This is a genomic window from Janibacter alkaliphilus (assembly GCF_013408565.1).
In the GTDB taxonomy this organism is placed as follows: Bacteria; Actinomycetota; Actinomycetes; order Actinomycetales; family Dermatophilaceae; genus Janibacter; species Janibacter alkaliphilus.
In genome coordinates, this window is sequence record NZ_JACBZX010000001.1 from 1,176,859 (window position 1) to 1,197,845 (window position 20,987).

Below are 20,987 nucleotides of genomic sequence, written 5' to 3' on the forward strand. Positions count from 1 at the left end.
GGGTGCCTGCCCGGACCGCGGTGGTCTGGCGTGAGCAGGGGGGCACCCGGATCGTCCGCGGCAGGGGCTATCCGGAGGGCGATCACGCCGAGTGGGGCTCGATCACGAAGGCCGCGACCGCGCGCGCCGTCGCGGGATGCGTCGCCGAGGGCCTGCTGGCCGAGGATGACGCCGTCGGCGACCTGCTCGACGTGCCGTTGCCCGGCGTGCGGGTCCACGACCTCCTCCGGCACACCGCGGGGCTGCCCAGCCTCCACCGGCCGGCGCGACCGTGGCGCGACCCGACCCGGGGCGTGGACGATCTCGACCTCCGCCGGCTCGCCGGGCTGCAGGAGCCGACCGAGGTGGGTCGGTACCGGTACTCGAACCTCGGCTACGCCTTCGTCGGCGAGATCCTCGACCGATGCTGCCCGAACGGGTGGTGGGGCGCGGTGCAGGATCACGTGGCGACCCCCTACGGCCTGTCTTCCCTCACGCTGGCCCCTGGCGACGAACGGATCCTCCTGCGCGGGGTCGGTCCCGGCCAGCGTCGGCCCTGGCGGTTGGCGGCGACCCGCTACCGGTCCGCGGGCGGCCTCTGGTCGGGTCTGGAGGATCTCGCCCTCCTCGGCGAGCGGGCGGGTGTCGAGGGTGTGCCGTGGGCCCTAGGGTCCGGATGGCAGACCCTCGGCGACGGCAGCGCCCTCGTCACCGGACGGACGCGCGACACCGACGCGTGCGTCCTCGTGCACCGGGCCACCGGGGACGCTGTCGCGGTGCACAGCCTGGTGCAGCGTCCTGGGCACGCCGCGCGGGTTGCCCGCATGGCCACGACGGTGACCGCCGCGGGCTGACCGAGAGGAGCTGCCCGACCGGCGCGGCACGCAGCAGGGCCGCCCCGGCGTGCCGGGGCGGCCCTGAGGATCTGCGATGTCAGCCGACGGCGGCCTCGCGCGCCGCGATCATCTCGGCGACGGAGGCTCCCTCGTCGACCTCGAGCTGCTCCTCGACCGCCTCGTCGTGGGAGTACCCGAAGGCGGAGGTGATGCACGTCGTCGCTGTGGTGGTGACGATCGTGGCCAGCGCGGGGGCCTCGTCGGCGTGGAAGCCACCCTTGGTCGACAGGTCGAGAGCGTCGAGGTGTGCGGTGTTCATGTCGTTCTCCTTCGTCGTGCCGAGGCGGAACCGGGTGTCCCTCTCTCCGTGACAACGAACCTACGGAGTCCCGTCAGCCGCGTGAATCCCTAGAAGTGGCGAGTTGCCTCCCTACAACTGTGGAGCTGAGCCCCGCCTCGTGGTGAGGCGTCCGCTGCTGTCCGCAGCTCGTGCTTGGATCTGCCCATGAGCATCGCGGACGGGCACGACACGATCACGGTCCGGGGCGCCCGGGTCAACAACCTCAAGGACCTCGACGTCGACATCCCCAAGCGGCGGCTGACCGTGGTCACCGGGGTCTCCGGCTCGGGCAAGTCGAGCCTCGTCTTCGGGGCGATCGCGGCCGAGTCGCAGCGCCTCATCAACGAGACCTACTCCGCCTTCGTCCAGTCCTTCATGCCGGCGATGCCCCGGCCGGACGTCGACGAGCTGGCGAACATCACCGCCGCGATCATCGTCGACCAGGAGCGCCTCGGCGCCAACGCCCGCTCCACCGTCGGCACGACCACCGATGCGCTGGCCATGCTGCGGCTGCTGTGGTCGCGCTGCTCGACCCCCTACGTCGGGTCGGCCAAGGCATTCTCCTTCAACGCCGCCTCGGCGACCGGCAGCGGGATGCTCAAGACGAACGGGGGGAAGGCGGAGAAGGCCACCTTCGAGATCATCGGCGGGATGTGCCCGGAGTGCGAGGGCAAGGGCACGGTGGCCACCGTCGACATCGACGCCCTCGTCGACCGGGAGCTCTCGCTCAACGAGGGCGCCATCCTCGTCCCGGGCCTGAAGGTGGGCAGCTGGCAGTGGCGCTCCTACGCCGAGGCCGACCCGCTGGACCCGGACAAGCCGCTGAAGGACTACACCGACGACGAGTGGCACTGGTTCATGCACCAGGACGAGACGAAGGTGAAGTTCGCCGGGATCAACTACACCTACCTCGGTCTCATGGGTCGGGTGCGCCGCAGCTTCATCGACCGGGAGACCGAGTCCAAGCAGGCGCACGTCATCGCCTTCGCGGAGCGGGCGGCGACGGTCACCGCCTGCCCGGAGTGCGGCGGCACCCGCCTCAACGAGGCCGCCCGCACCGCGACGGTCGACGGGCGCACCCTGCCCGAGGTGACCGCGCTGCAGGTCAGCGACCTGCTCGACTGGGTCCAGGGGCTCGACGAGCCGTCGGTGGCACCGCTGCTGGCGCGGCTGCGGCACATGCTCGCCGCCTTCGTCGACATCGGTCTGGGCTACCTCTCCCTGGACCGGCCGGCCGGCACCCTCTCCGGCGGCGAGGCGCAGCGGGTGAAGATGATCAGCCACCTCGGCTCGGCGCTGACCGACATCACCTACGTCTTCGACGAGCCCACCGTCGGGCTGCACCCGCACGACATCTCCCGGATGAACGACCTGCTGCTGCAGCTGCGGGACAAGGGCAACACCGTGCTCGTCGTCGAGCACAAGCCGGAGGTCATGGAGATCGCCGACCACATCGTCGACCTCGGCCCGGGGGCAGGGCGGGACGGCGGTCGGATCGGCTTCGAGGGTGACGTCGACGGGCTGCGCGCCTCCGGCACCATCACCGGCCGCTACCTGGACCACCGGATCGGGCTGCGCGAGCAGCTGCGCGAGCCCACCGGGGCGCTGGAGATCAGGGGAGCCAGCACGCACAACCTCCAGGACGTCGACGTCGACGTGCCCACCGGGGTGCTCACCGTCGTCACCGGGGTCGCCGGCTCGGGCAAGTCCTCGCTCATCCACGGGTCGCTGGCCGGCCGCGAGGACGTGCTCGTCGTCGACCAGTCGGCGATCAAGGGGTCGCGGCGCTCCAACCCGGCCACCTACTCCGGTCTGCTGGAGCCGATCCGCACCGCCTTCGCCAAGGCGAACGGGGTCAAGCCCGCGCTCTTCAGCGCCAACTCCGAGGGTGCCTGCGAGGGCTGCGGCGGGCACGGGGTGATCTACACCGATCTGGCGATGATGGCCGGGGTCGTCGTGACCTGCGAGGAGTGCGGCGGGCGCCGCTTCAAGCCCGAGGTGCTGGAGTACCGGCTGCACGGGCTGGCGATCGACGAGGTGCTCGACCTGTCCATCGCCGGGGCAGCCGAGGTCTTCACCACCGGCAAGCCGAAGAAGATCCTGACCCGGCTGCTCGACGTCGGCCTGGGCTACCTCACCGTCGGGCAGCCGCTGACCACGCTCTCCGGCGGCGAGCGGCAGCGGCTCAAGCTGGCGGCCCAGCTCGGCGGCGAGGCCCGCACGATCGTGCTCGACGAACCGACGTCGGGGCTGCACCTGGCCGACACCGAGCAGCTGCTGGCGATGCTGCACGGCCTCGTCGAGGAGGGGCACTCGGTGATCGTCATCGAGCACAACCTCGCGGTCATCGCGCAGGCCGACCGGCTCATCGACATCGGGCCCGGGGCCGGGCACGACGGTGGGCGGGTGGTCTTCACCGGCACCCCGCAGGAGATGATCGACGGCGCGCAGACGCTGACCGCCGAGCACCTGCGGGCCTGGGTGGGCGCGGCCGGCTGACCTCGAGGTGGCGCCTCAGCGCTGAGAGGCGCGGGTACGTGCTCACTTCTGCAGGTACATCCCCTGACCCTGGTCGATGCTCAGGCGCAGCAGCACGTCCTGGCTGTCGTCGTGCTCCTCGTCGTAGTAGAAGAGCGTCCACTCGTGCACCGTCCAGCCGGCGTCGGAGCGCTGCAGCTCGAGGTTGAGCCCATAGGTCACGGCATCGACCTTCTCGCCGGTGGGCAGGGTGTACCCGTCGGTCGAGACGGCGACCTTGGTGAAGGTCCCGCCCGGGTCGGTGAGCGCACGGTCCTCGGTGGCGCCCTCCCACGGGACCGGGTCGAGCAGGGACCCCGCGACCGCCCTGGCCTCGAGATCGGCCGCGTACGCGGCGCACACCTGGCACGAGCTGGCTGTCAGAGCGGTCAGGCCCGAGGGATTGCCGGTGCTCGTCGCCGCCAGCAGCTGCCCCCAGTAGTGCTCGGTGAAGGCCACGGCCCCGTCGTCGGTGCCCGCCCGCGCGGCGGACGGGACGGGCGCTCCCACCTCGGGGATCTGTGCCGCGCCGTTCCCGGTCGTGGACCCTGACCCGCGGTCGGACCCGGAGCCCTGGGTCGACCCGGAGGTGGCCTCGGTGCCTGGCGCGGCGGTCGGGGACTCTCCGGAGGACGCGCCGGCGCTGCCGAACGGTGACCCGGCGGCGCTGGCCGACGACGGCTGGGAGGTCTCCGTGGAGCTCGCCGTGCGCGAGCCGGTCGCGCCCGGGTCGTTGTCCCCGGTGCTGGCGCAGCCGGCCAGCAGCAGCGCCGTCGCGGCGCTGGCGGCAGCGGCGATCGAGAGGGGCCGTCGTGAGTGCATGGCGCACCGTCCGTCCTGGTCAGCGGACCACCGGTGCGGTCGCGCGCACCGGTGAGGTGATCTGCGCTGCACGCTAGCCAGGTAGCGGGTATCCGCCGCGGAGTTCTCCACAGGTCCGGCGTCGGCCCGCCGACCAGCTGACGGGCGACGTTCTCTGCCCGGCTCCGCCAGGTGGCGCCACCGTCGGTATCGCCGATCATGTGGTGCCACTCTCGGCGGCACCCCTCTCGGCGGGTGTCAGCCGCGTCGGCGTCGTCGCCGCGGCTCCTCGCGGAAGGGGCTGCCCGGCGGAGCGGTCAGCTCCATGTCCGCGCCGTGCTCGGTAAAAGGAACCCCGGCACGCTCGCACCACGTGCGCAGCTGCTGCCGCGCGTGCGCATGGCCCGCGCGCCCGTGGGTGGGGAGGGTGATGATCCGCTCCGGCGCGTTGGGGCCCGGCACGTCGTAGCGCCCACCGGTGGGGCGCACGAGCACCCCGCTCGCCGAGGACCAGGCCACCCAGCCGACCTCGAGCAGGTCGGCCCAGGCGTAGCTGCGCGAGGCGCCCAGCTCGGTCGTGCGCAGCCCGTCTGCGTCGACCGTGAGCGTCGAGCCGCGCCGCCGCCACGCCTTGACGAGGACGTAGACCGCCAGAGCGGCGAGGAACAGGTCGACCTGCAGGGCGCCCTCGGTGAGGACGATGCCGGCGACGCTGAGGGCGACCAGCGCCACGGCCACGACGAGGTAGACCAGCGTCCACCGAGGGTTGGCCGCGCGCAGCACGAGCGGTTCCGGGGCCCCACCCTGATCTGCCCCGTTCACGCCCGACTCGTTCGCGCCCGACTCGTTCGCGCCCGACTCGTTCACGCCCGCGCCGCTCATGCCCGCCGCTTCAGCCATCGCCACGCCGCCGAGCCGCCGCGCGCGGTCCGGTACGGGCTGCCCGGCGGTGCGTTGAGCTCCATGTCCTGCCCGTCGACGGCGTAGGCGACGCCGGTGTGCTGGCACCAGGCGGCGAGCGCCTCCCGCGCCTCGGCAGCGGCTCGCCGACCGGAGCGCGGCAGCACGAAGATCCACGCCGGGTGGTTCGGTCCAGGGTCGTCGAAGAGGCCGCCGGTGGGTCGCGCCACCAGCCCGCTGACCGGACCTTGCGCCGCCCAGCCGAGCTCGAGCAGCTCGTCCCAGCGGTAGCTGTGCCGTCGGCGGCGCATCACCGCGGTCACCCCGTGGGCGTCCAGGGTCAGGTGCGACCCGCGCTCGCGCCAGACCGCGACGAGCATGAGGACGCCGAGACCGGCGGTGACGGGATCCAGACCGCGGGTGAGCGTGATCCCGGTGAGCCCGAGGACGACCACGATCGCCGCGATCCAGGCCAGCACGGCCCACGAGCGGTCCGCCCGGATGGTCACCGGTTCCGGGGACGAGGGCGAAGGGGGCACCGCCCCATCATCGGGGATCGCGGGCCCCGACGTGCCGCATCGCCGCCTTCGGGCTCTCCTCGGGCAGCAGCGTGGTGGAGGGGACAGGGGGGAACCGGCCCCGGCATCTCGGCATCCCGCTCGCAGGCCCGGCGAAGGGGTCGTCTGGGTTGGCGAAGGGGTCGTAGGCATCTGGCCGCCCCTGGCACAGTGGCCGCATGAGGTCCTACTGCGCGGTGCACGTCGACGTCGGCTACCTGCTCGCCTCGGCGGCCACCTTCGTCACCGGGTCATCGCTGCGCCGCGGGATCACCGTGGACTACCCCGCGCTCATCTCCCGGCTGGTGGCCCAGGCCGAGGCCGACGCGGACCTGCCGCTGCTGCGGGTGAACTGGTACGACTCCGGCGCGCGGCCCGGCGGCATGCCGGACTACACCCAGGAGTCCATCGGCATGCTGCCGCGGGTCAAGCTGCGGCTGGGGCGGCTGTCCTACAGCGGCGACCAGAAGGGCGTGGACATCCGGATCGGTCTCGACCTGGCCATCCAGAGCCGGCACCGGGTGGCCGACGTCGTCTACCTCGTCACCGGTGACGACGACCTCACCGAGGCCGTCGAGGAGGCGCAGGCCCACGGCGTGCAGGTCGTGCTGCTCGCGGTGCCGGACCAGCGCGGCGGGGTGCACGGGGTCTCCAAGCACCTGCGCCGCGAGGTCGACGCGGTGCTGGTCATCGACCCCGAGACGATCACCGAGACCGTGCGTACGGTCGCCATCCCGGACGAGCTCGTGCCGGGGAGCGCCGACCCCGGCGACACCACGACCGAGCCCGGCGCGACCGCCGACGGATCGGACACGGTCGGGAGCGCTGCCAAGCCGGCGGACCCGGGTGCGCCCACCGACGCCGGGCACGGGCACGAAGGGGAGCGCGAGAGCGATCCCGAGGACGGCGCGCCGGGCACCTCCGCCGCGGGCACGGCCATCGTCGGCGGGTCCGGCACAAGCGCCGGGGTCGCGGCGTCGGCGCCTGCGCCGGTCCGAGGGTCCACCGGATCCCAGGGGGTGACGGAGCAGGCGGCATCCCAGGGGGTGACGGAGCAGGCGGCCGAGACCGCGACCGAGCAGACGACCGAGACGTCGACCCGCTCGGCGCCCGGGGTGCCGACGCCGTCCCTCTTCGCCCGCCGCAAGGCGACCGGTCTCACCCTTCCGGGTGGTGCCCCCGACGGGCCCGAGGTCACCGACGGGCAGGTCACCGACGCCCTCGTCGACGACGTCGCCAAGCAGGTCGTGGCCTCGTGGTGCGCCACCGCCACCCCCGAGGCCCTCGTCGGGCTGCGCGACGGTCGACCGATCGTGCCCAGCGAGCTCGACCGGGCGCTGCTGCTCGACCTCTCCGGCCGCGCGCAGGACGACGACCTCGACGACACGGCCCGGCACCGGCTGCGGGAGCGCTTCTGGTTCCACGTGGACCGGGTACGGATGCAGTGAGGCCGCGCGCCGCGGTCGAGGTGATCCACGCCGCGACACAGGGCGCAGATCACCTCGACCCGGCTAGACCGACCACCAGCGCGGCGGCTCAGTAGACGCGGACCGTCCTGGTGCCCGCCTCCGGCAGGCTCGTCGGCGAGACGCTGCTCGCGGAGGCCGCGGCGTAGGTGGACGCCGGGGAGTGCCCGGTGGTGACGACCCCCGCCTGGGTGGCGTTGGCCGGGATCGCGGCCGGTCCGACCACGGCGATGGCGGAGGCGCTGATGACGGCCCCGGCGACGCGAAGCGTGGTGCGGACCGGGTGGTGCGTGCGGGCGGCGCTGCTCATGGCGATCTCCTGGCGGTCGTGGTCTCCGGGGCCGGGTGCTCCGGCCTCGCTGCCGCCTTCGCTCGGCGACAGCACCCACTCTCCGCCGCGACCTTGTGCGCCTCTTGTGACCCTCGTGTGACGGGTCCCAGACCTCGCGCCGGCATCACCGGCGCCCCGCGGCTACTTCCGGCGGACCAGCCAGAGCACCAGACCGATGACCAGCACGAGGAAGCCGATGCAGCACAGCACGCCGCCGCCGCTGGCGACGAGGATGCCGCCGGTGGAGATGCCGTCACCGAGGACGAAGGGGGCCGAGCACGAGATCGTGTACTCGCCGGACTGCTCCGCCTCGACAGCGAAGGCACGCTCGTAGGAGTCGTTGCCCCAGCTGACCGTCTGCTCGCCGTTGCTCGCGTCGGGGACGCTGGAGCCGTCCGGGGCGATCGCGCTGCACGTGGCGTACGTGCCCTCCTCGACCCAGGCGTTGGTGCTCTCGCCCTCCCCCAGGGTGACCGTGGTGCTGCCGGTGATCTGCTCGGCCTCGCCGATGTCCTGCATCTGCGGGACGGCCATGAAGCCGCCGATGCCGCACAGCACGAGCGAGAGCAGCACGATGATCCCGCCGCTGATCAGCAGCCAGGGCTTGCCGCCCTTCGAGGTGTTGCCGGACTGGCCGGGCTGACCGGGCTGCTCGTAGGGCGGGGGCGCGGAGTAGGACATGGGCACACCGTACGGCCTGGTGGGGGCGGGGTCGTGCACCGTTCATGGAGCGTCGGTGCCGGGTGCGAGGATCGCCGGTGTGCTGAGAGTCGCCACCTACAACGTCAACGGCATCCGGGCTGCGCAGCGCCGCGGCTTCGAGACGTGGCTGGCTGCCCGGGACCCGGACGTGCTCGCCCTTCAGGAGGTCCGCAGCCCGGTCGAGAAGGTGCCCGCCGAGGTCTTCGCCGGCTGGCACGCGACCTACGACCCGGGCCGGCTCGCCGGGCGCAACGGCGTCGCCGTGCTCACCCGCCAGCCACCGGCCGCGGTGCGGACGTGGTCCGGGCGGGCGACCGCCTTCGCCCCGGGGTCGGCGCCGGTCGAGATCGAGGCGCCCACCCCGACCCTGGCCCGCGGGCTCTCCCGGTACGCCGACGAGGGTCGCTACGTCGAGGTCGACCTGGCCGACCAGCCGCTGACGGTGGCCTCCCTCTACCTGCCGAAGGGGGGTCTGCCCGTCGAGCTGCAGAAGCCCGGACGGATGCGGGAGGAGCCGGACGGCGGTGCCCGGTACGAGCGGAAGATGCACTTCATGTCCGCCTTCGCCCGCCACCTGGACCGGGTACGACGCCAGGCGCGCCAGGCAGGGCGCGAGCTGCTGCTGCTCGGCGACCTCAACATCGCCCACCAGCCGTACGACGTGACCAACTGGCGCCGCAGCCACCAGTCCGAGGGCTTCCTGCCGCAGGAGCGGGCCTGGCTGGACGAGCTCATCGGGCCGCGGACGCTGATCGACGTGCTGCGCCGCGAGCACGGCGAGGTCGACGGGCCGTACTCGTGGTGGTCCTGGATGGGGCAGGCCTTCGAGAAGGACGTCGGCTGGCGGATCGACTACCACCTGGCCACCCCGGGGCTGGCCCGCACGGTCGCCCAGGTGGAGGTGGACCGCGAGCCGAGCCGGGAGGAGCGGGTCAGCGACCACGCCGCCGTCGTCGCCGACTACGCCTTCCCGCCGGCCCCGTGACCCCGCCGGCCCGTACACCCTGATCTGGCCCACCGGCCCGTGACCCGCCGGTCTCGTGGACGCCAGGAACACCTCGCCCGCCGAGACGGTTGGCCCTCAGCGTGACCACCGACGCCGCCGCCCGACCTGACACGCGACCCGCCGAGCGCCCCGTGCCCATGCCCGCGCTCGCGCCGGACAGCACCGCACCGCCGGCCTCGCCGGAGGACCCCGAGAGCGGTCCGCTGCTGCTGCGCCCGATCACGCTGCGCGGGCTGACCGTGCGCAACCGGATCTGGCTGGCCCCGATGTGCCAGTACAGCTGCGAGGCCCGGGACGGGGTGCCCACCGACTGGCACCTGGTGCACCTCGGCGCCCGCGCCAGCGGCGGCTTCGGGCTGGTCCTCACCGAGGCGGCCGCGGTCAGCCCGGAGGGGCGGATCAGCCCGCACGACGCCGGTCTGTGGGACGACGCCCAGCGGGACGCCTGGGCCAGGATCGTCGACTTCCTGCACGCCCAGGGCAGCGCCGCCGGGGTCCAGCTGGCGCACGCCGGCCGCAAGGCCTCGACCCACCGCCCCTTCGTCGGCGAGCCGACCGGCAGCGTCGCGCCCGAGGACGGCGGCTGGGAGACGATCGGCCCCAGCGCCGTCCCCTTCGAGGGTCTGGCCACGCCGCGGGCGATGACCCAGGAGGACATCGACCGGGTGGTCACCGCCTTCGCCGACAGCGCCCGGCGCGCCGACGAAGCCGGCTTCGACGTCGTCGAGGTGCACGGCGCCCACGGCTACCTGCTGCACGAGTTCCTCTCCCCGCTGAGCAACGAGCGCACCGACGGCTATGGCGGCGACCTCGCCGGCCGCGCCCGGATGCTGCTCGAGGTGGTCGACGCCGTCCGCGAGGTCTGGCCCGAGCACAAGCCGCTGCTGGTCCGCCTGTCCGGCACCGACTGGACCGACGGCGGGTGGGACGTCGAGCAGACCGCCACGCTCACCGGCTGGCTGGCCGAGCGCGGCGTCGACCTCGTCGACGTCTCCAGCGGCGGCAACGTGCTGGCCGACATCCCGGTCGGCCCCGGCTACCAGGTGCCGCTGGCCGCGCGGGTGCACGAGACCGGGGTGCCGACCGGCGCCGTCGGCCTGATCACCGACCCCGCTCAGGCCGAGCAGGTCCTCGCTGCCGGCTCGGCCGACGTCGTGCTCCTCGCCCGCGCCGGCCTGCGCGAGCCGGCCTGGCCGCAGCGCGCCGCGCACGAGCTGGGCGTCGGCTGGCGCGAGGCGCCCTACCCGCTGCAGCACACCCGCGGCGCCTGGCCGCGCGGCTGAGGCGCAGCCGACCCGAGCGGAGGCGAAGCCTGACCCGAGCGGCTCAGACCACGCCCATGGCGAGCATCGCGTCGGCCACCTGGGTGAAGCCGGCGATGTTCGCCCCGGCCACGTAGTCGCCCGGCTGGCCGTACTCGTCGGCGGTCTCCAGGCAGCGGCGGTGGATGCGCCGCATGATCCCCTCGAGACGGTCCTGGGTGTAGGCGAAGTCCCACGAGTCCCGGGAGGCGTTCTGCTGCATCTCCAGCGCGCTCGTGGCCACCCCGCCGGCGTTGGCGGCCTTGCCCGGGGCGTAGGCCACGCCACCCTGGCCGAGCACGTCGATCGCCTCCGGCGTGCACGGCATGTTGGCCCCCTCGGCGACGACACGGCAGCCGTTCGCGACGAGCGCCCGGGCGTCGTGCCCGTTCAGCTCGTTCTGCGTGGCGCACGGCAGCGCGATGTCGCAGGGCACCTCCCACACCGAGCCCTTCTCGACAAGGGTCGCCCGCGGACGCTCCTGGACGTAGGCGGAGATCCGCTGCCGCCGAGCCAGCTTGACCTCCTTGAGCAGGTCGAGGTCGATGCCGTCCTCGTCGAGGACGTAGCCGCTGGAGTCGGAGCAGGTGACCACCTGCGCCCCGAGCGCCTGCAGCTTCTCGATGGCGAAGATCGCCACGTTGCCCGAGCCGGAGACGGCCACCCGGGTCCCGTCGAGACCGCCGTCGGTGCTGCGCAGCATCTCGTCCACGAAGTACACCAGCCCGTAGCCGGTGGCCTCGGTGCGCACCTGCGACCCGCCCCAGGCCAGGCCCTTGCCGGTGAGCACCCCCGACTCGTAGCGGTTGGTGATCCGCTTGTACTGCCCGAAGAGGTAGCCCAGCTCGCGCCCGCCCACGCCGATGTCCCCGGCCGGGACGTCGGTGTGCTCGCCGAGATGGCGGTACAGCTCGGTCATGAAGGACTGGCAGAAGCGCATCACCTCGCCGTCCGAGCGGCCCTTCGGGTCGAAGTCGGACCCTCCCTTCCCGCCGCCGATCGGCAGCCCGGTGAGCGAGTTCTTGAAGATCTGCTCGAACCCGAGGAACTTCACCGTGCCCAGGTAGACCGAGGGGTGGAAGCGCAGCCCGCCCTTGTAGGGCCCGAGCGCCGAGCTGAACTCGACCCGGAAGCCGCGGTTGATCTGCACCTCGCCGCGGTCGTCGGTCCACGGCACCCGGAAGATGATCTGCCGCTCCGGCTCGCACAGCCGCGGGATGATCGCCGCGTCGACGTAGTGCGGGTGCTTGGCGACCACCGGCCCCAGCGAGTCGAGCACCTCCAGGGCCGCCTGGTGGAACTCGTCCTCGCCCGGGTTGCGACGCACCAGGTCGTCGTAGGTGTCCTGCAGCTTCTCGTCGAGCATGGCCATCCGGCGCTCCTCGTCTCTCGTGGTCGCGTGCGCTCGCGCACGCCTCGGGCGGCAGGCTCGAGGCTACGACCCGCCGCCCGCCGCTAGGGTCGGCGGCATGGCCGACGTCACCGTGCTGCACAACCCCCGCTGCGCCACCTCCCGGCACGCCCTCGAGGTCATCGAGGCCGAAGGGGTCGACGCGCAGGTCGTCCCCTACCTCAAGGAGCCGCTCGATCAGCCGGCGCTGCGTCGGCTGATCGACCAGCTCGAGGACGAGCCGACCGCGCTGGTCCGCCGGGACGCGTTCTTCCGCGACCAGGGCCTGACCGACGCGGACGTCGCCACGGTCGACCAGGTCGTCGCCGTGCTCGTGCAGCACCCTCGCCTCATGGAGCGGCCGGTGATCGTCCGCGACGGCCGGGCGATCATCGGACGGCCGAAGGGGAGGGTCGCCCCCTTCGTCACCGGCTGAGCGGGACCACGCCGGACGGCCGTGGTCGCGTCCCGACGCCGACCTGGCGCGATGCCTCGGGTCTGGCACGTGACGACAACCAGCCCTCAGGATTTTCACCCCTCGGAATCTGTCCACGATGTGGACGGTGCTGGCAGGGTGTCACTCGTCCCCTGATGCGCGAGGCCCGAGGAGCCCCCCTGACCACGACCCGACGCGCCGCCCGCCTGGGCGTCACCGCTGCCCTGACCGGCAGCCTGATCGTCGGCGCGCTCGCCACCCCCGGTACCGCCGACCCCGCCGACCCGGCCCCGGACCGGGGCGCCGCCGCGAAGGAGGCGGCCCAGGCGGAGCGGGCCGTGGCCGACGTGCGTCGCATCGATCCGCGGGTGCGCCACCAGGACCGGCGCGCCTGGTGGTCCCAGCGCGCGGCCCGTCAGGAGATCGTCGACGGGCTCGAGGCGGAGGGGCACACCGCCGTCGTCGCCCGGGTCGAGCGCGGCCGCTACGACTGGTCCGGCGGAGCCGGGGTGCGCGAGGCCGGGAAGCGCCCCTCGGCGCACGGTCACGAGACCTTCCGGGCGGCCAGCAACACCAAGCCGATGGTGGCCACCCTGGTCATGCAGCTCGTCGAGGACGGCACCTGGACCCTGGACACGACCGTCGGCGAGGTGCTGCCCGACCTCTTCCCGGCGAACCGGGCAGGACGTCACGATCCGTCAGCTGCTGCAGCACACCTCCGGGCTGAGCACCGGCACGCACATCGCCATCGCGCTGCGCGCCGGCGGCGCCAGCGACATGGAGTCCTTCTTCGAGGCGGCCGGCTCCGACTTCACCGAGCAGGAGCTCATCGACGCGGCGCTCTACCTGCCCTGGTTGGGTCAGCCCGGCACCCGCTACAGCTACTCCAACGCCGGCGACGTCACCCTCGGCATGATGCTCCAGGAGCAGACCGGGCAGAGCGTCGGGCGGCTGCTGGAGCGGCGCGTCTTCCGGCCGGCCGGGATGACCCGCACCGAGTACTCGACCGACGCACGGGTGCCCGGCGCCTTCCTCGTCGGCTCCACGGACACGACCGAGGGCAACTTCACCGAGCGCGGGCTGAGCCCGACGATGTTCGCCGCGTCCGGCGCGGTGACCTCCAGCACCCGTGACCTCAACCGCTTCAGCGAGGCGCTGGTCACCGGCCGCCTGCTCGACCCCGCGCTCGTCGAGCAGATGACCGACACCACCGGCTTCGGCTACGGCCTGGGCATCTACCGGATCCCGGACCCGTGCGCGCCCGAGGGCTCCGACGAGACCCTCGTCGGCCACGACGGTGCGTCCTTCGGCACGCTGAGCATGATGTTCACCTCCGAGGACGGCAGCCGGCAGATCAGCGTCGCGGTCACCCGGCGCAGCTTCTCCGTGCCGCAGACGCGCGAGCAGGCGCTGAAGATGCAGCAGGCGGCCGCCGAGCTCATGGCCACCGCCTGCTGAGAGTCGACGCTCCGCGCGTCGAGGCCGACGCGAGGGCGGGTGTGGTCGGGCCGGCTCAGCCGGCCTCGTCCAGCCGGCCGAGCTGGTCCGCGGTCAGCTCGGCGCGGGCCGCGTCCAGCGCGGAGGCGAGCTGCTCGCCGCGGCTGGCGCCGATGATCGGGCGCCAGCCGCGGGCGAGCATCCAGGCGAGCACCACCTGACCGGCGTCCAGCCCGGTCTCGGCCGCGACCACGTCGAGCACGGCGAGGCGCGCGGTGGTCGCCGGATGGTCGTAGGCCCGGGGGAAGGGGCGCTCCTGGCGTCGGGTGTAGGCGCCCAGCACGAGCGGGGAGTAGACCCACAGCTCGGTCCCAGGACGGGCGTCGAGGTAGCTGAGGGTGTCTGCGGTGACCCAGCCGTAGGGGTTGTCCTTGCCCTCCACCGGGGTGTCCGGCCGCGGCGAGACGTAGGAGGTCGTCAGCTGGATCGCATCGACCGCCGGCAGCCCGTCGGCGGCCGCGGCCTGCCGCGCCTGCTCGACCTGCCAGGCCGGGAAGTTCGACAGCCCGACCCGGCGGGTCAGCCCCTCGGCCGCGACCGCCCCGAAGGTGCGCCCGACCTCGTCGGCGGGAGTGGCGGGGTCCGGGATGTGCGCCCAGTAGAGGTCGAGATGGTCGGTGCCCAGCCGCTCCAGCGAGCGGCCCAGCTCGCGCCGGACCACCTCGGCGGACAGGCCCTCGGTGCCGGTGATCCCGTGCTCCGGGGTGAAGGGGGAGACCGGCTCGGCCCCCACCTTCGTCGCGATCTCGACGTCGTTCCTGGCCCCCCGGGCCCGTAGCCAGGAGCCGATCACCGGCTCGGACTGGCCGCCGTGGCCGGTGTCGCTGACCCAGAAGGAGTAGCAGTTCGCGGTGTCGATGGTCCGCCCGCCGGCCTCGACGAACTGGTCCAGCAGCGCGTGCGCCGCGGGCTCGTCGGTGCGGGTGCCGAAGTACATGGTGCCGAGGACGAGGTCGCTGATCGCCATCCCGGCACCCTACGGTCCAGCCGTCGGCCGATGCACGCCGCGAGTGTGGATGCGGCGGTGCGCCGCCCGGGCCGGGCGCCTACCCTCGGGAGACGTGAGCACCGCGCGCAGCACCATCGCCCGGCACCGGGTCGTGGTGCTCGTCGCGGCGCTGCTCGTGGCCGCGCTGCTCGTCCTCACCTTGACCACGTGGAGCGGCGGCGACGAGGCGTCGGCGGGGGATCAGGCTGCCTCCTCGGGTGCCGGGAGCGGCGGTGCTGCGGCCGGGGACGGTGGCGGCGACGGGACGGACGGCGCGGGATCAGGCGCGTCGGCCGGCGACGCGTCGGCAGCCGACCCGAGCGCCACCCAGCCGGAGGTGGTCGAGTCCGGCAACGGGCGGATCGCACCGGTGCAGACCTGGGGCGAGGACAGCGAGCGGGCGGGCCGGGAGATCCGGTGGAGCGTCGAGGCCGAGCAGGGTCTGGGTCTGGACCTCGACCAGTTCGCCACCGCCGTGCGGCGCACCCTGGTCGCCGAGAAGGGGTGGGAGGCGGCCACCGACGTCCACTTCGTGCGGGTGCCGGCGTGGCAGGTCGAGCAGGGCGCCCGGGTCGACGTGCGGGTGACGCTGGCCAGCCCGGAGACCACCGACGAGCTGTGCGCGCCGCTGCAGACCGGTGGGCGGGTCTCCTGCTGGCGCGACGGCCGGGCGGTGATCAACAGCTACCGCTGGGTGAAGGGGGCCGGCACCTTCCGCGGCCGGATCTGGGAGTACCGCACCTACCTGATCAACCACGAGGTCGGGCACGGCCTGGGCTTCAGCCACGAGGCGTGCGCCGGTGAGGGGTCGCGGGCGCCGGTGATGCTGCAGCAGACGCTGCGCCTGGACGGGTGCTGGGCCTGGGAGACCCCGGCCGACGACGGCAGCCGGTTGCGCTGACCGAGGCGCGCGTTGCTGGGTGCGCCTGACCGGGTGCGCGGTGCTGGCTGCGCTGACCGAGGTGCGCGGTGCTGGCTGCGCTGACCGAGGCGCAGGGTCACGCAGGGCCCTGACGCAACGCGTCGGCGCTTTTCACCCCTTCGGGGGGATCGGCGGGGGTCGGCTGCTTCCTAGGGTCGAAGGGGTCCGCCGACCACGGGCCTGAAGAGGTCCCTGATGCTCGCCCGTCGACGCCACCGACGTGCCCCCCTGCTGACGTACGTGGTGGACCCCTACTCGGCCGTCGCCCGTGACTGGGTGCCGGCCGTGCGCGAGCTGGCGCTGGTGGTCGGCGATCACCTGCCGATCGAGGTCGTCTGCACCGGGGACCGGTCGTCGCTGCGGGAGGACTCCGTCGCCGCGGGCGCCGGGGTGCACGCCCTGCTGGCCACCGAGCGGCTGCACCCGGTGACGGTCGTCGAGGACGTGCTGCGCGCTTTCGCCGACCACGGTGCGGACATCGCCGACCCGAGCACCATCGCCGAGCTGGCGGCCGCCCGACGGCTGGACCGGGACGCGGTCAAGCTCGTCGCCGCCTCGGACGACGCCCGGGCGATGGCCCGGGAGGACCGCGAGCTCGCGCGGGGCCTGGGCGACCCGTCCGGGGCCAGCCTGCTCTACGCCGCCGGGGACCACCTGCACCGCCTGCCCGGCCCGGGCAGCACCCCCCGCGAGCTCGTCTCCGCCTGGCGCACCCTCGCCCCCATATCCACAACCCCCTAGGCAGCTGCATTCGCTCACCCTGCAAGCGCAGCGGCTGGGACGAAGGTGAGCGGCTGTCGCCTGGTCAGGGTCGAGAGGTCGCCATCCGGGCCGGAGTCGGTCGAGAGCCGGGCCCGGCTGGGCGAGGTCTTGGGCTGGGCCGGGTTGGGGAGCGCGGACGGGCGGGAGCTGGGCAGGATCGCGGGCCGGACGAGGGCTGGGCAGGGTCGCGGGCCGGACGAGGGCTGGGCAGGACGGCGGGTCGGCTGCCTCGTGACGCTAGGCTCGCCGCATGCCGCGCCCGCACCTCGCCGCGATCCTCGAGGACGCCTGGCGCGCCCAGCTCATGGGCATGATGCGCCGCCGCGGGTGGGGCACCCGCGTCCTCGCCTTCACCGGCTACGGGGTGGCCGCCAGCACCGACCAGACCAGCGCCGACGAGACCCTGCCCGCCTCCCGGCGCGGCGGCTCGCTGCGCGTCCTCGGCCGGGTGCTCATGACCCGCCGCCCGTATGCCCCCGCGGCCGCCGACGCCAACGCCACCTGGGTCGAGCTGCGCAACGCCGACCACGAACGCCGCGGCTGGCGGGCCTTCTTCGGCACCCCGGCGATGGGCGAGCCGGTGACCGTCGTCCTCGGCGACCGGGAGATCCGCACCCGTGCCGACCGCACCGGGCTGCTCGACCTGACCATCGGCGACCACGGACTCGAGCCCGGCTGGCACCAGGTGCGGCTGCTCTCCCCGCGGGCCGCCGAGACCACCGCCACGGTCCGGGTGGTCGACCCCGCCGAGACCGTCGGCATCGTCAGCGACATCGACGACACGGTGATCACGACGACCATGCCGCGCCCGATGATCGCCGCGTGGAACACCTTCTTCCGCCACGAGGGCACCCGCCGCGCGGTGCCGGGGATGGCCACGATGTACCGCGAGCTGCTCGAGGCGCACCCTGGCGCCCCCATCGTCTACGTCTCCACCGGTGCGTGGAACGCCGTCCCGCAGCTCACCCGCTTCCTCAAGCGCGCCGGATACCCCGTCGGGCCGCTGCTCATGACGGACTGGGGCGCGACGAACACCGGCTGGTTCCGGTCCGGGCAGGACCACAAGCGGGCCTGCCTGCACCGGCTGGCGCGCGAGATGCCGCAGGTGCGCTGGATCCTCGTCGGTGACGACGGGCAGCACGACCCGACGCTCTACGGCGAGTTCGCCGAGCAGCGCCCGGACCGGGTGCGGGTCATCGCGATCCGGATGCTCTCGGCGGCCCAGCAGATGCTCTCCCACTTCACCCCGGTCGCGACGAACGACTTCGAGCAGCACGTCGGCGTCGAGCTGCCGGTCTGCCGCGCCGGGGACGGGTACGCGCTGCTCGACCAGATGCGCGAGGCCCTCGGCGAGGACCTGGGCGCCGCCGCGGCCGGGGAGTCGGCGGGGTCCGGGCGGGAGCCGACGGGAGCGGTTCGCGAGTCGACGGGCGCGGGAGCACGCGGTGCCTGAGCTGCCCGAGGTGCAGGCGCTCGTCGACTTCCTCGACGAGCGGATGGCCGGTCAGGCCGTCGGGTCCCTGGAGCTCGCGAGCTTCACCGTGCTCAAGACGGTCGACCCGCCGCCGCAGGCGCTCGCCGGCGCCCCGGTCGACGCGGTCCGCCGCCACGGCAAGTGGCTCGACATCGACTGCGACGGAACGCATCTCGTGCTGCACCTCGCGCGCGCGGGCTGGATCCGCTGGTCCGACTCCCTGCCGAGCACCCCGGTCCGCCCCGGAAAGGGACCGGTCGCGCTGCGCCTCCGGCTGGCCGACGGGGCCGGCTTCGACCTCACCGAGGCCGGCACGAAGAAGTCGGTCGCCGCCTACCTCGTCCGCGACGTCACCGAGGTGCCGCGCATCGCGACGCTCGGGCCCGACCCGCTGGCCGAGGACTTCACCCGGGAGGCGCTGGCCGGCATCCTCGCCGGCCGCCGGACCCAGGTGAAGGGGGTGCTGCGGGACCAGTCGATCATCGCCGGCATCGGCAACGCCTACTCGGACGAGATCCTGCACGTGGCGCGGCTGTCCCCCTTCGCCCTGGCCGGGGGGCTGGACGACGAGGCGGTCGACCGGTTGCACTCGGCGATCCGCTCGACCCTCGTCGACGCGGTGGCGGCCTCGGCCGGCAAGCCGGCGAAGGAGCTCAAGGACGCCAAGCGCTCCGGGATGCGGGTGCACGGTCGCACCGGCGAGGCGTGCACGGTGTGCGGTGACGTGGTGCGCGAGGTGAGCTTCGCCGACTCGTCGCTGCAGTACTGCGCCACCTGCCAGACCGACGGCAAGCCCCTGGCGGACCGGCGCACCAGCAGGTTCCTCAAGTAGGTCGGTCGGCGCGGTGCCGACCGTGGCCCTGCTGGTGACGCCGACCCTGCCCGCGACCTTGCAAGACCCTGCCCGCGCCCCCGCGGAAGACCCTGTTCTGCCCGTCATCCTGCCTGCGACCCTGCCCCCGCCTGTCACCCTGCGGGAGACCCTGCCGACGCCCCGCCGTGGCGCGGGTAGTCCGTGTAGCCGCCCGGCCCCGGGGTGTAGAGCCGGGCCTCGTCGAGAGGGTTCCACGGCAGGTCGTGGCGGAGCCGGTCGACGAGGTCGGGGTTGCGCAGGAAGCCACGACCGAAGGAGACCGCGTCCGCGTGACCGGCGGCGAGCACCCGCTTGGCGCTCGCCCGGGTCGTCGCCTCCCGGTTCTCCCCGACGTTGGCGACGAGGGTGCCCCGCCAGCGCGGCCGCAGGTCGGCCAGCGCGGGGTAGCGGTCGTCGTCGGTGAGGTGCAGGTAGGCCAGCCCGTGCCGGTCGAGCTCGCCGAGCAGCGCCCGGTAGAGAGGGGCCGGGTCGCGCTCGACCATCCCGAACTGCGGGTTGCCCGGGGAGAGCCGCACGCCGACCCGGTGGGCGCCGACGGCCTCGACCAGGGCCTCGACGAGCTCGACGGCCAGCCGCATCCGACCGACGGTCGAGCCGCCGTATCCGTCGCGCCGCAGGTTCGTCCCGTCGGCGAGGAACTGGTGGGTGAGGTAGCTGTTCGCGCCGTGCAGCTCGACCCCGTCGAAGCCGGCGTCGATCGCCCGTCGGGCCGCCGCCGCGTGGTCTCGGACCACCCGGTCGATGTCGCCGGTGCTCAGCTCGGCCGGGACGGGGGATGGCGCGGTCGTCCCGTCCGGCAGGTGCACGTGCTCGGGGTCGGCGACCGGCGAGGCGCCCGCGGGCAGGCTCCCGTCCGCGCGGGCGTCGGGGTGCCCCTTCCGCCCGCCGTGCATGAGCTGGGCGACGATCCGGCCGCCCGCGGCATGGACCGCGTTGGTGACCGAGCGCCAGCCGGCGGCGTGCCGCTCGGTCTGCAGGCCGGGCACCCGCCACTCGCTCTGGCCGTCGCTGCTGGGCCAGATCCCTTCGGTGACGATGAGTCCGGCGTCGGCCCGCTGGCGGTAGTACTCGGTCATCTCCGGGGTCGGGGTGCCGTCGGTCTCGGCGCGCAGCCGGGTCATCGGGGCCATGACGATCCGGCTGGGCAGACGGAGCGCGCCGGCGGTGACGGGGGTGAAGAGGGTCGTGTCGCTCATGGCGTGACCGTAGGATCTGACATGGATGTGAGGTTCAACCCGTGGGGTCCGACCCGTGGGGGCAACCCGTGGGGTCCGACCTCGTGAGGTTCAGCCCGTGAGGTCCGTCCTGAGGTGAGGGCCCGACGTGAGGTCCAGACGTGAGGCCCAGACCTTAGGCCGGCGAAGGGAGGTCAGCCCGGTGAAGATCGGTGAGCTGTCGCGACGCACCGGGGTGAGCGTGCGCTCGCTGCGCTACTACGAGGAGCAGGGGCTGCTCGTCGCGGACCGCACGCCCGGCGGGCACCGGACCTATCCGGAGACGGCGGTGGACCGGGTCGTCCGGATCCAGGAGCTCTACGCCGCCGGGCTGTCCTCACGGGTCGTCGGCGAGCTGCTGCCGTGCATGCGGGACCACGACGGCGGGCCCTCGACCGAGGCGACGCCCTGGCTCGTCGACGAGCTCACCCGCCAGCGAGGTCTGCTCGACCGGACGATCGGTGACCTCGAGCGGAGCCGGGAGGTCCTCGACGAGGTCATCGAGGCCGCCGCGGGTGACTGACCGCCGGGGGTGACTCACCGCCGCCGGTGACTGACCTCGCCGCGGACAACGTCACAGTCACCCCCCTTCGGCGCTGACCTCGCTGCGGGCACCGGCACCGCCATCCCCTTCGGCGCTGACCCGGCACGGGCCCCAGGGCAGTCGATCGCGAGCCCGTGGACCTTGATCTCT

Annotated in this window: 20 protein-coding genes and 2 pseudogenes; 13 read left to right on the forward strand and 9 right to left on the reverse strand. The window is 73.7% G+C overall.

Going from position 1 to position 20,987, the window contains the following annotated elements; genetic code table 11:
- Positions 1–2: 2 nt before the first annotated feature.
- The gene (locus BJY28_RS05690; RefSeq protein ID WP_179462140.1) at positions 3–833 is read left to right on the forward strand and encodes a serine hydrolase; all 831 of its coding nucleotides are present in this window, start codon (positions 3–5) and stop codon (positions 831–833) included.
- 79 nt (positions 834–912) lie between these two features.
- Here the strand turns inward: BJY28_RS05690 and BJY28_RS05695 are convergent, their stop codons facing one another.
- On the reverse strand, positions 913–1,134 hold the full coding sequence (locus BJY28_RS05695; RefSeq protein WP_179462141.1) for a hypothetical protein: 222 nt from the start codon (positions 1,132–1,134) through the stop codon (positions 913–915).
- A 186-nt stretch (positions 1,135–1,320) separates the two neighbouring features.
- On the opposite strand from BJY28_RS05695, the gene BJY28_RS05700 reads away from it, so the two are divergent.
- Positions 1,321–3,654: an ATP-binding cassette domain-containing protein gene (locus BJY28_RS05700; RefSeq protein ID WP_179462142.1), complete on the forward strand. Its 2,334-nt coding sequence runs from the start codon at positions 1,321–1,323 to the stop codon at positions 3,652–3,654.
- 42 nt (positions 3,655–3,696) lie between these two features.
- Here BJY28_RS05700 and BJY28_RS05705 read toward each other — a convergent pair whose 3' ends face one another.
- From BJY28_RS05705 to BJY28_RS05715, 3 genes are all read right to left on the reverse strand, one after another.
- Positions 3,697–4,494 (reverse strand): hypothetical protein, encoded by a 798-nt coding sequence (locus tag BJY28_RS05705; RefSeq protein ID WP_179462143.1) that lies wholly within the window; start codon positions 4,492–4,494, stop codon positions 3,697–3,699.
- A 237-nt stretch (positions 4,495–4,731) separates the two neighbouring features.
- On the reverse strand, positions 4,732–5,295 hold the full coding sequence (locus BJY28_RS05710; protein ID WP_179462144.1) for a hypothetical protein: 564 nt from the start codon (positions 5,293–5,295) through the stop codon (positions 4,732–4,734).
- A 56-nt stretch (positions 5,296–5,351) separates the two neighbouring features.
- The gene (locus BJY28_RS05715; protein WP_179462145.1) at positions 5,352–5,912 is read right to left on the reverse strand and encodes a hypothetical protein; all 561 of its coding nucleotides are present in this window, start codon (positions 5,910–5,912) and stop codon (positions 5,352–5,354) included.
- Positions 5,913–6,109: 197 nt separating this feature from the next.
- Between BJY28_RS05715 and BJY28_RS15820 the strand changes: the two genes are divergently transcribed.
- Positions 6,110–7,378, forward strand: a complete 1,269-nt coding sequence (locus BJY28_RS15820) for an NYN domain-containing protein (RefSeq protein WP_218875210.1) — start codon at positions 6,110–6,112, stop codon at positions 7,376–7,378.
- An 88-nt stretch (positions 7,379–7,466) separates the two neighbouring features.
- Here the strand turns inward: BJY28_RS15820 and BJY28_RS05725 are convergent, their stop codons facing one another.
- Together BJY28_RS05725 and BJY28_RS05730 are read right to left on the reverse strand one after the other, a co-directional pair.
- A complete protein-coding gene (locus BJY28_RS05725; protein ID WP_179462146.1) occupies positions 7,467–7,706 on the reverse strand; it encodes a hypothetical protein in 240 nt (79 codons plus the stop codon).
- A 162-nt stretch (positions 7,707–7,868) separates the two neighbouring features.
- Positions 7,869–8,408 carry a hypothetical protein gene (locus BJY28_RS05730; protein ID WP_179462147.1) on the reverse strand — a complete coding sequence of 180 codons (540 nt, stop codon included), beginning with the start codon at positions 8,406–8,408 and terminating at the stop codon, positions 7,869–7,871.
- Positions 8,409–8,487: 79 nt separating this feature from the next.
- Between BJY28_RS05730 and BJY28_RS05735 the strand changes: the two genes are divergently transcribed.
- Positions 8,488–9,414: an exodeoxyribonuclease III gene (locus BJY28_RS05735; protein ID WP_343036984.1), complete on the forward strand. Its 927-nt coding sequence runs from the start codon at positions 8,488–8,490 to the stop codon at positions 9,412–9,414.
- A gap of 158 nt (positions 9,415–9,572) precedes the next feature.
- Positions 9,573–10,718 (forward strand): NADH:flavin oxidoreductase/NADH oxidase, encoded by a 1,146-nt coding sequence (locus BJY28_RS05740; RefSeq protein WP_179463973.1) that lies wholly within the window; start codon positions 9,573–9,575, stop codon positions 10,716–10,718.
- 43 nt (positions 10,719–10,761) lie between these two features.
- Here BJY28_RS05740 and gdhA read toward each other — a convergent pair whose 3' ends face one another.
- Positions 10,762–12,108 carry an NADP-specific glutamate dehydrogenase gene (gene gdhA / locus BJY28_RS05745; protein WP_179462148.1) on the reverse strand — a complete coding sequence of 449 codons (1,347 nt, stop codon included), beginning with the start codon at positions 12,106–12,108 and terminating at the stop codon, positions 10,762–10,764.
- A 97-nt stretch (positions 12,109–12,205) separates the two neighbouring features.
- On the opposite strand from gdhA, the gene BJY28_RS05750 reads away from it, so the two are divergent.
- From BJY28_RS05750 to BJY28_RS16585, 3 genes and pseudogenes are all read left to right on the forward strand, one after another.
- On the forward strand, positions 12,206–12,562 hold the full coding sequence (locus BJY28_RS05750; RefSeq protein ID WP_179462149.1) for an arsenate reductase family protein: 357 nt from the start codon (positions 12,206–12,208) through the stop codon (positions 12,560–12,562).
- 155 nt (positions 12,563–12,717) lie between these two features.
- Positions 12,718–13,185, forward strand: a pseudogene (locus tag BJY28_RS17015) (serine hydrolase); the annotation flags it as partial.
- 43 nt (positions 13,186–13,228) lie between these two features.
- Positions 13,229–14,020 (forward strand): annotated as a pseudogene (locus tag BJY28_RS16585) (serine hydrolase domain-containing protein); the annotation flags it as partial.
- A gap of 55 nt (positions 14,021–14,075) precedes the next feature.
- On the opposite strand, the gene BJY28_RS05765 reads toward BJY28_RS16585, so the two are convergent.
- Positions 14,076–15,026 (reverse strand): aldo/keto reductase, encoded by a 951-nt coding sequence (locus tag BJY28_RS05765; RefSeq protein WP_179462152.1) that lies wholly within the window; start codon positions 15,024–15,026, stop codon positions 14,076–14,078.
- A gap of 94 nt (positions 15,027–15,120) precedes the next feature.
- Between BJY28_RS05765 and BJY28_RS05770 the strand changes: the two genes are divergently transcribed.
- The 4 genes from BJY28_RS05770 (at position 15,121) to BJY28_RS05785 (ending at position 19,037) form a co-directional block, all read left to right on the forward strand.
- Positions 15,121–15,948, forward strand: a complete 828-nt coding sequence (locus tag BJY28_RS05770; RefSeq protein WP_179462153.1) for a DUF3152 domain-containing protein — start codon at positions 15,121–15,123, stop codon at positions 15,946–15,948.
- Positions 15,949–16,164: 216 nt separating this feature from the next.
- Positions 16,165–16,710, forward strand: a complete 546-nt coding sequence (locus BJY28_RS05775) for a thioredoxin domain-containing protein (protein WP_179462154.1) — start codon at positions 16,165–16,167, stop codon at positions 16,708–16,710.
- Between the two features lie 271 nt (positions 16,711–16,981).
- Positions 16,982–18,184 (forward strand): App1 family protein phosphatidate phosphatase, encoded by a 1,203-nt coding sequence (locus BJY28_RS05780; protein WP_179462155.1) that lies wholly within the window; start codon positions 16,982–16,984, stop codon positions 18,182–18,184.
- Positions 18,177–19,037 carry an Fpg/Nei family DNA glycosylase gene (locus BJY28_RS05785; RefSeq protein ID WP_179462156.1) on the forward strand — a complete coding sequence of 287 codons (861 nt, stop codon included), beginning with the start codon at positions 18,177–18,179 and terminating at the stop codon, positions 19,035–19,037. The genes BJY28_RS05780 and BJY28_RS05785 overlap by 8 nt, the downstream gene beginning before the upstream one ends.
- 134 nt (positions 19,038–19,171) lie before the next feature.
- Here the strand turns inward: BJY28_RS05785 and BJY28_RS05790 are convergent, their stop codons facing one another.
- Entirely contained in the window at positions 19,172–20,275 is a 1,104-nt protein-coding gene (locus BJY28_RS05790; RefSeq protein WP_179462157.1) for an alkene reductase, read from the reverse strand.
- A gap of 181 nt (positions 20,276–20,456) precedes the next feature.
- Here BJY28_RS05790 and BJY28_RS05795 point away from each other — a divergent pair, with 181 nt between their 5' ends.
- On the forward strand, positions 20,457–20,816 hold the full coding sequence (locus BJY28_RS05795) for a MerR family transcriptional regulator (RefSeq protein ID WP_179462158.1): 360 nt from the start codon (positions 20,457–20,459) through the stop codon (positions 20,814–20,816).
- Positions 20,817–20,987: the final 171 nt, after the last annotated feature.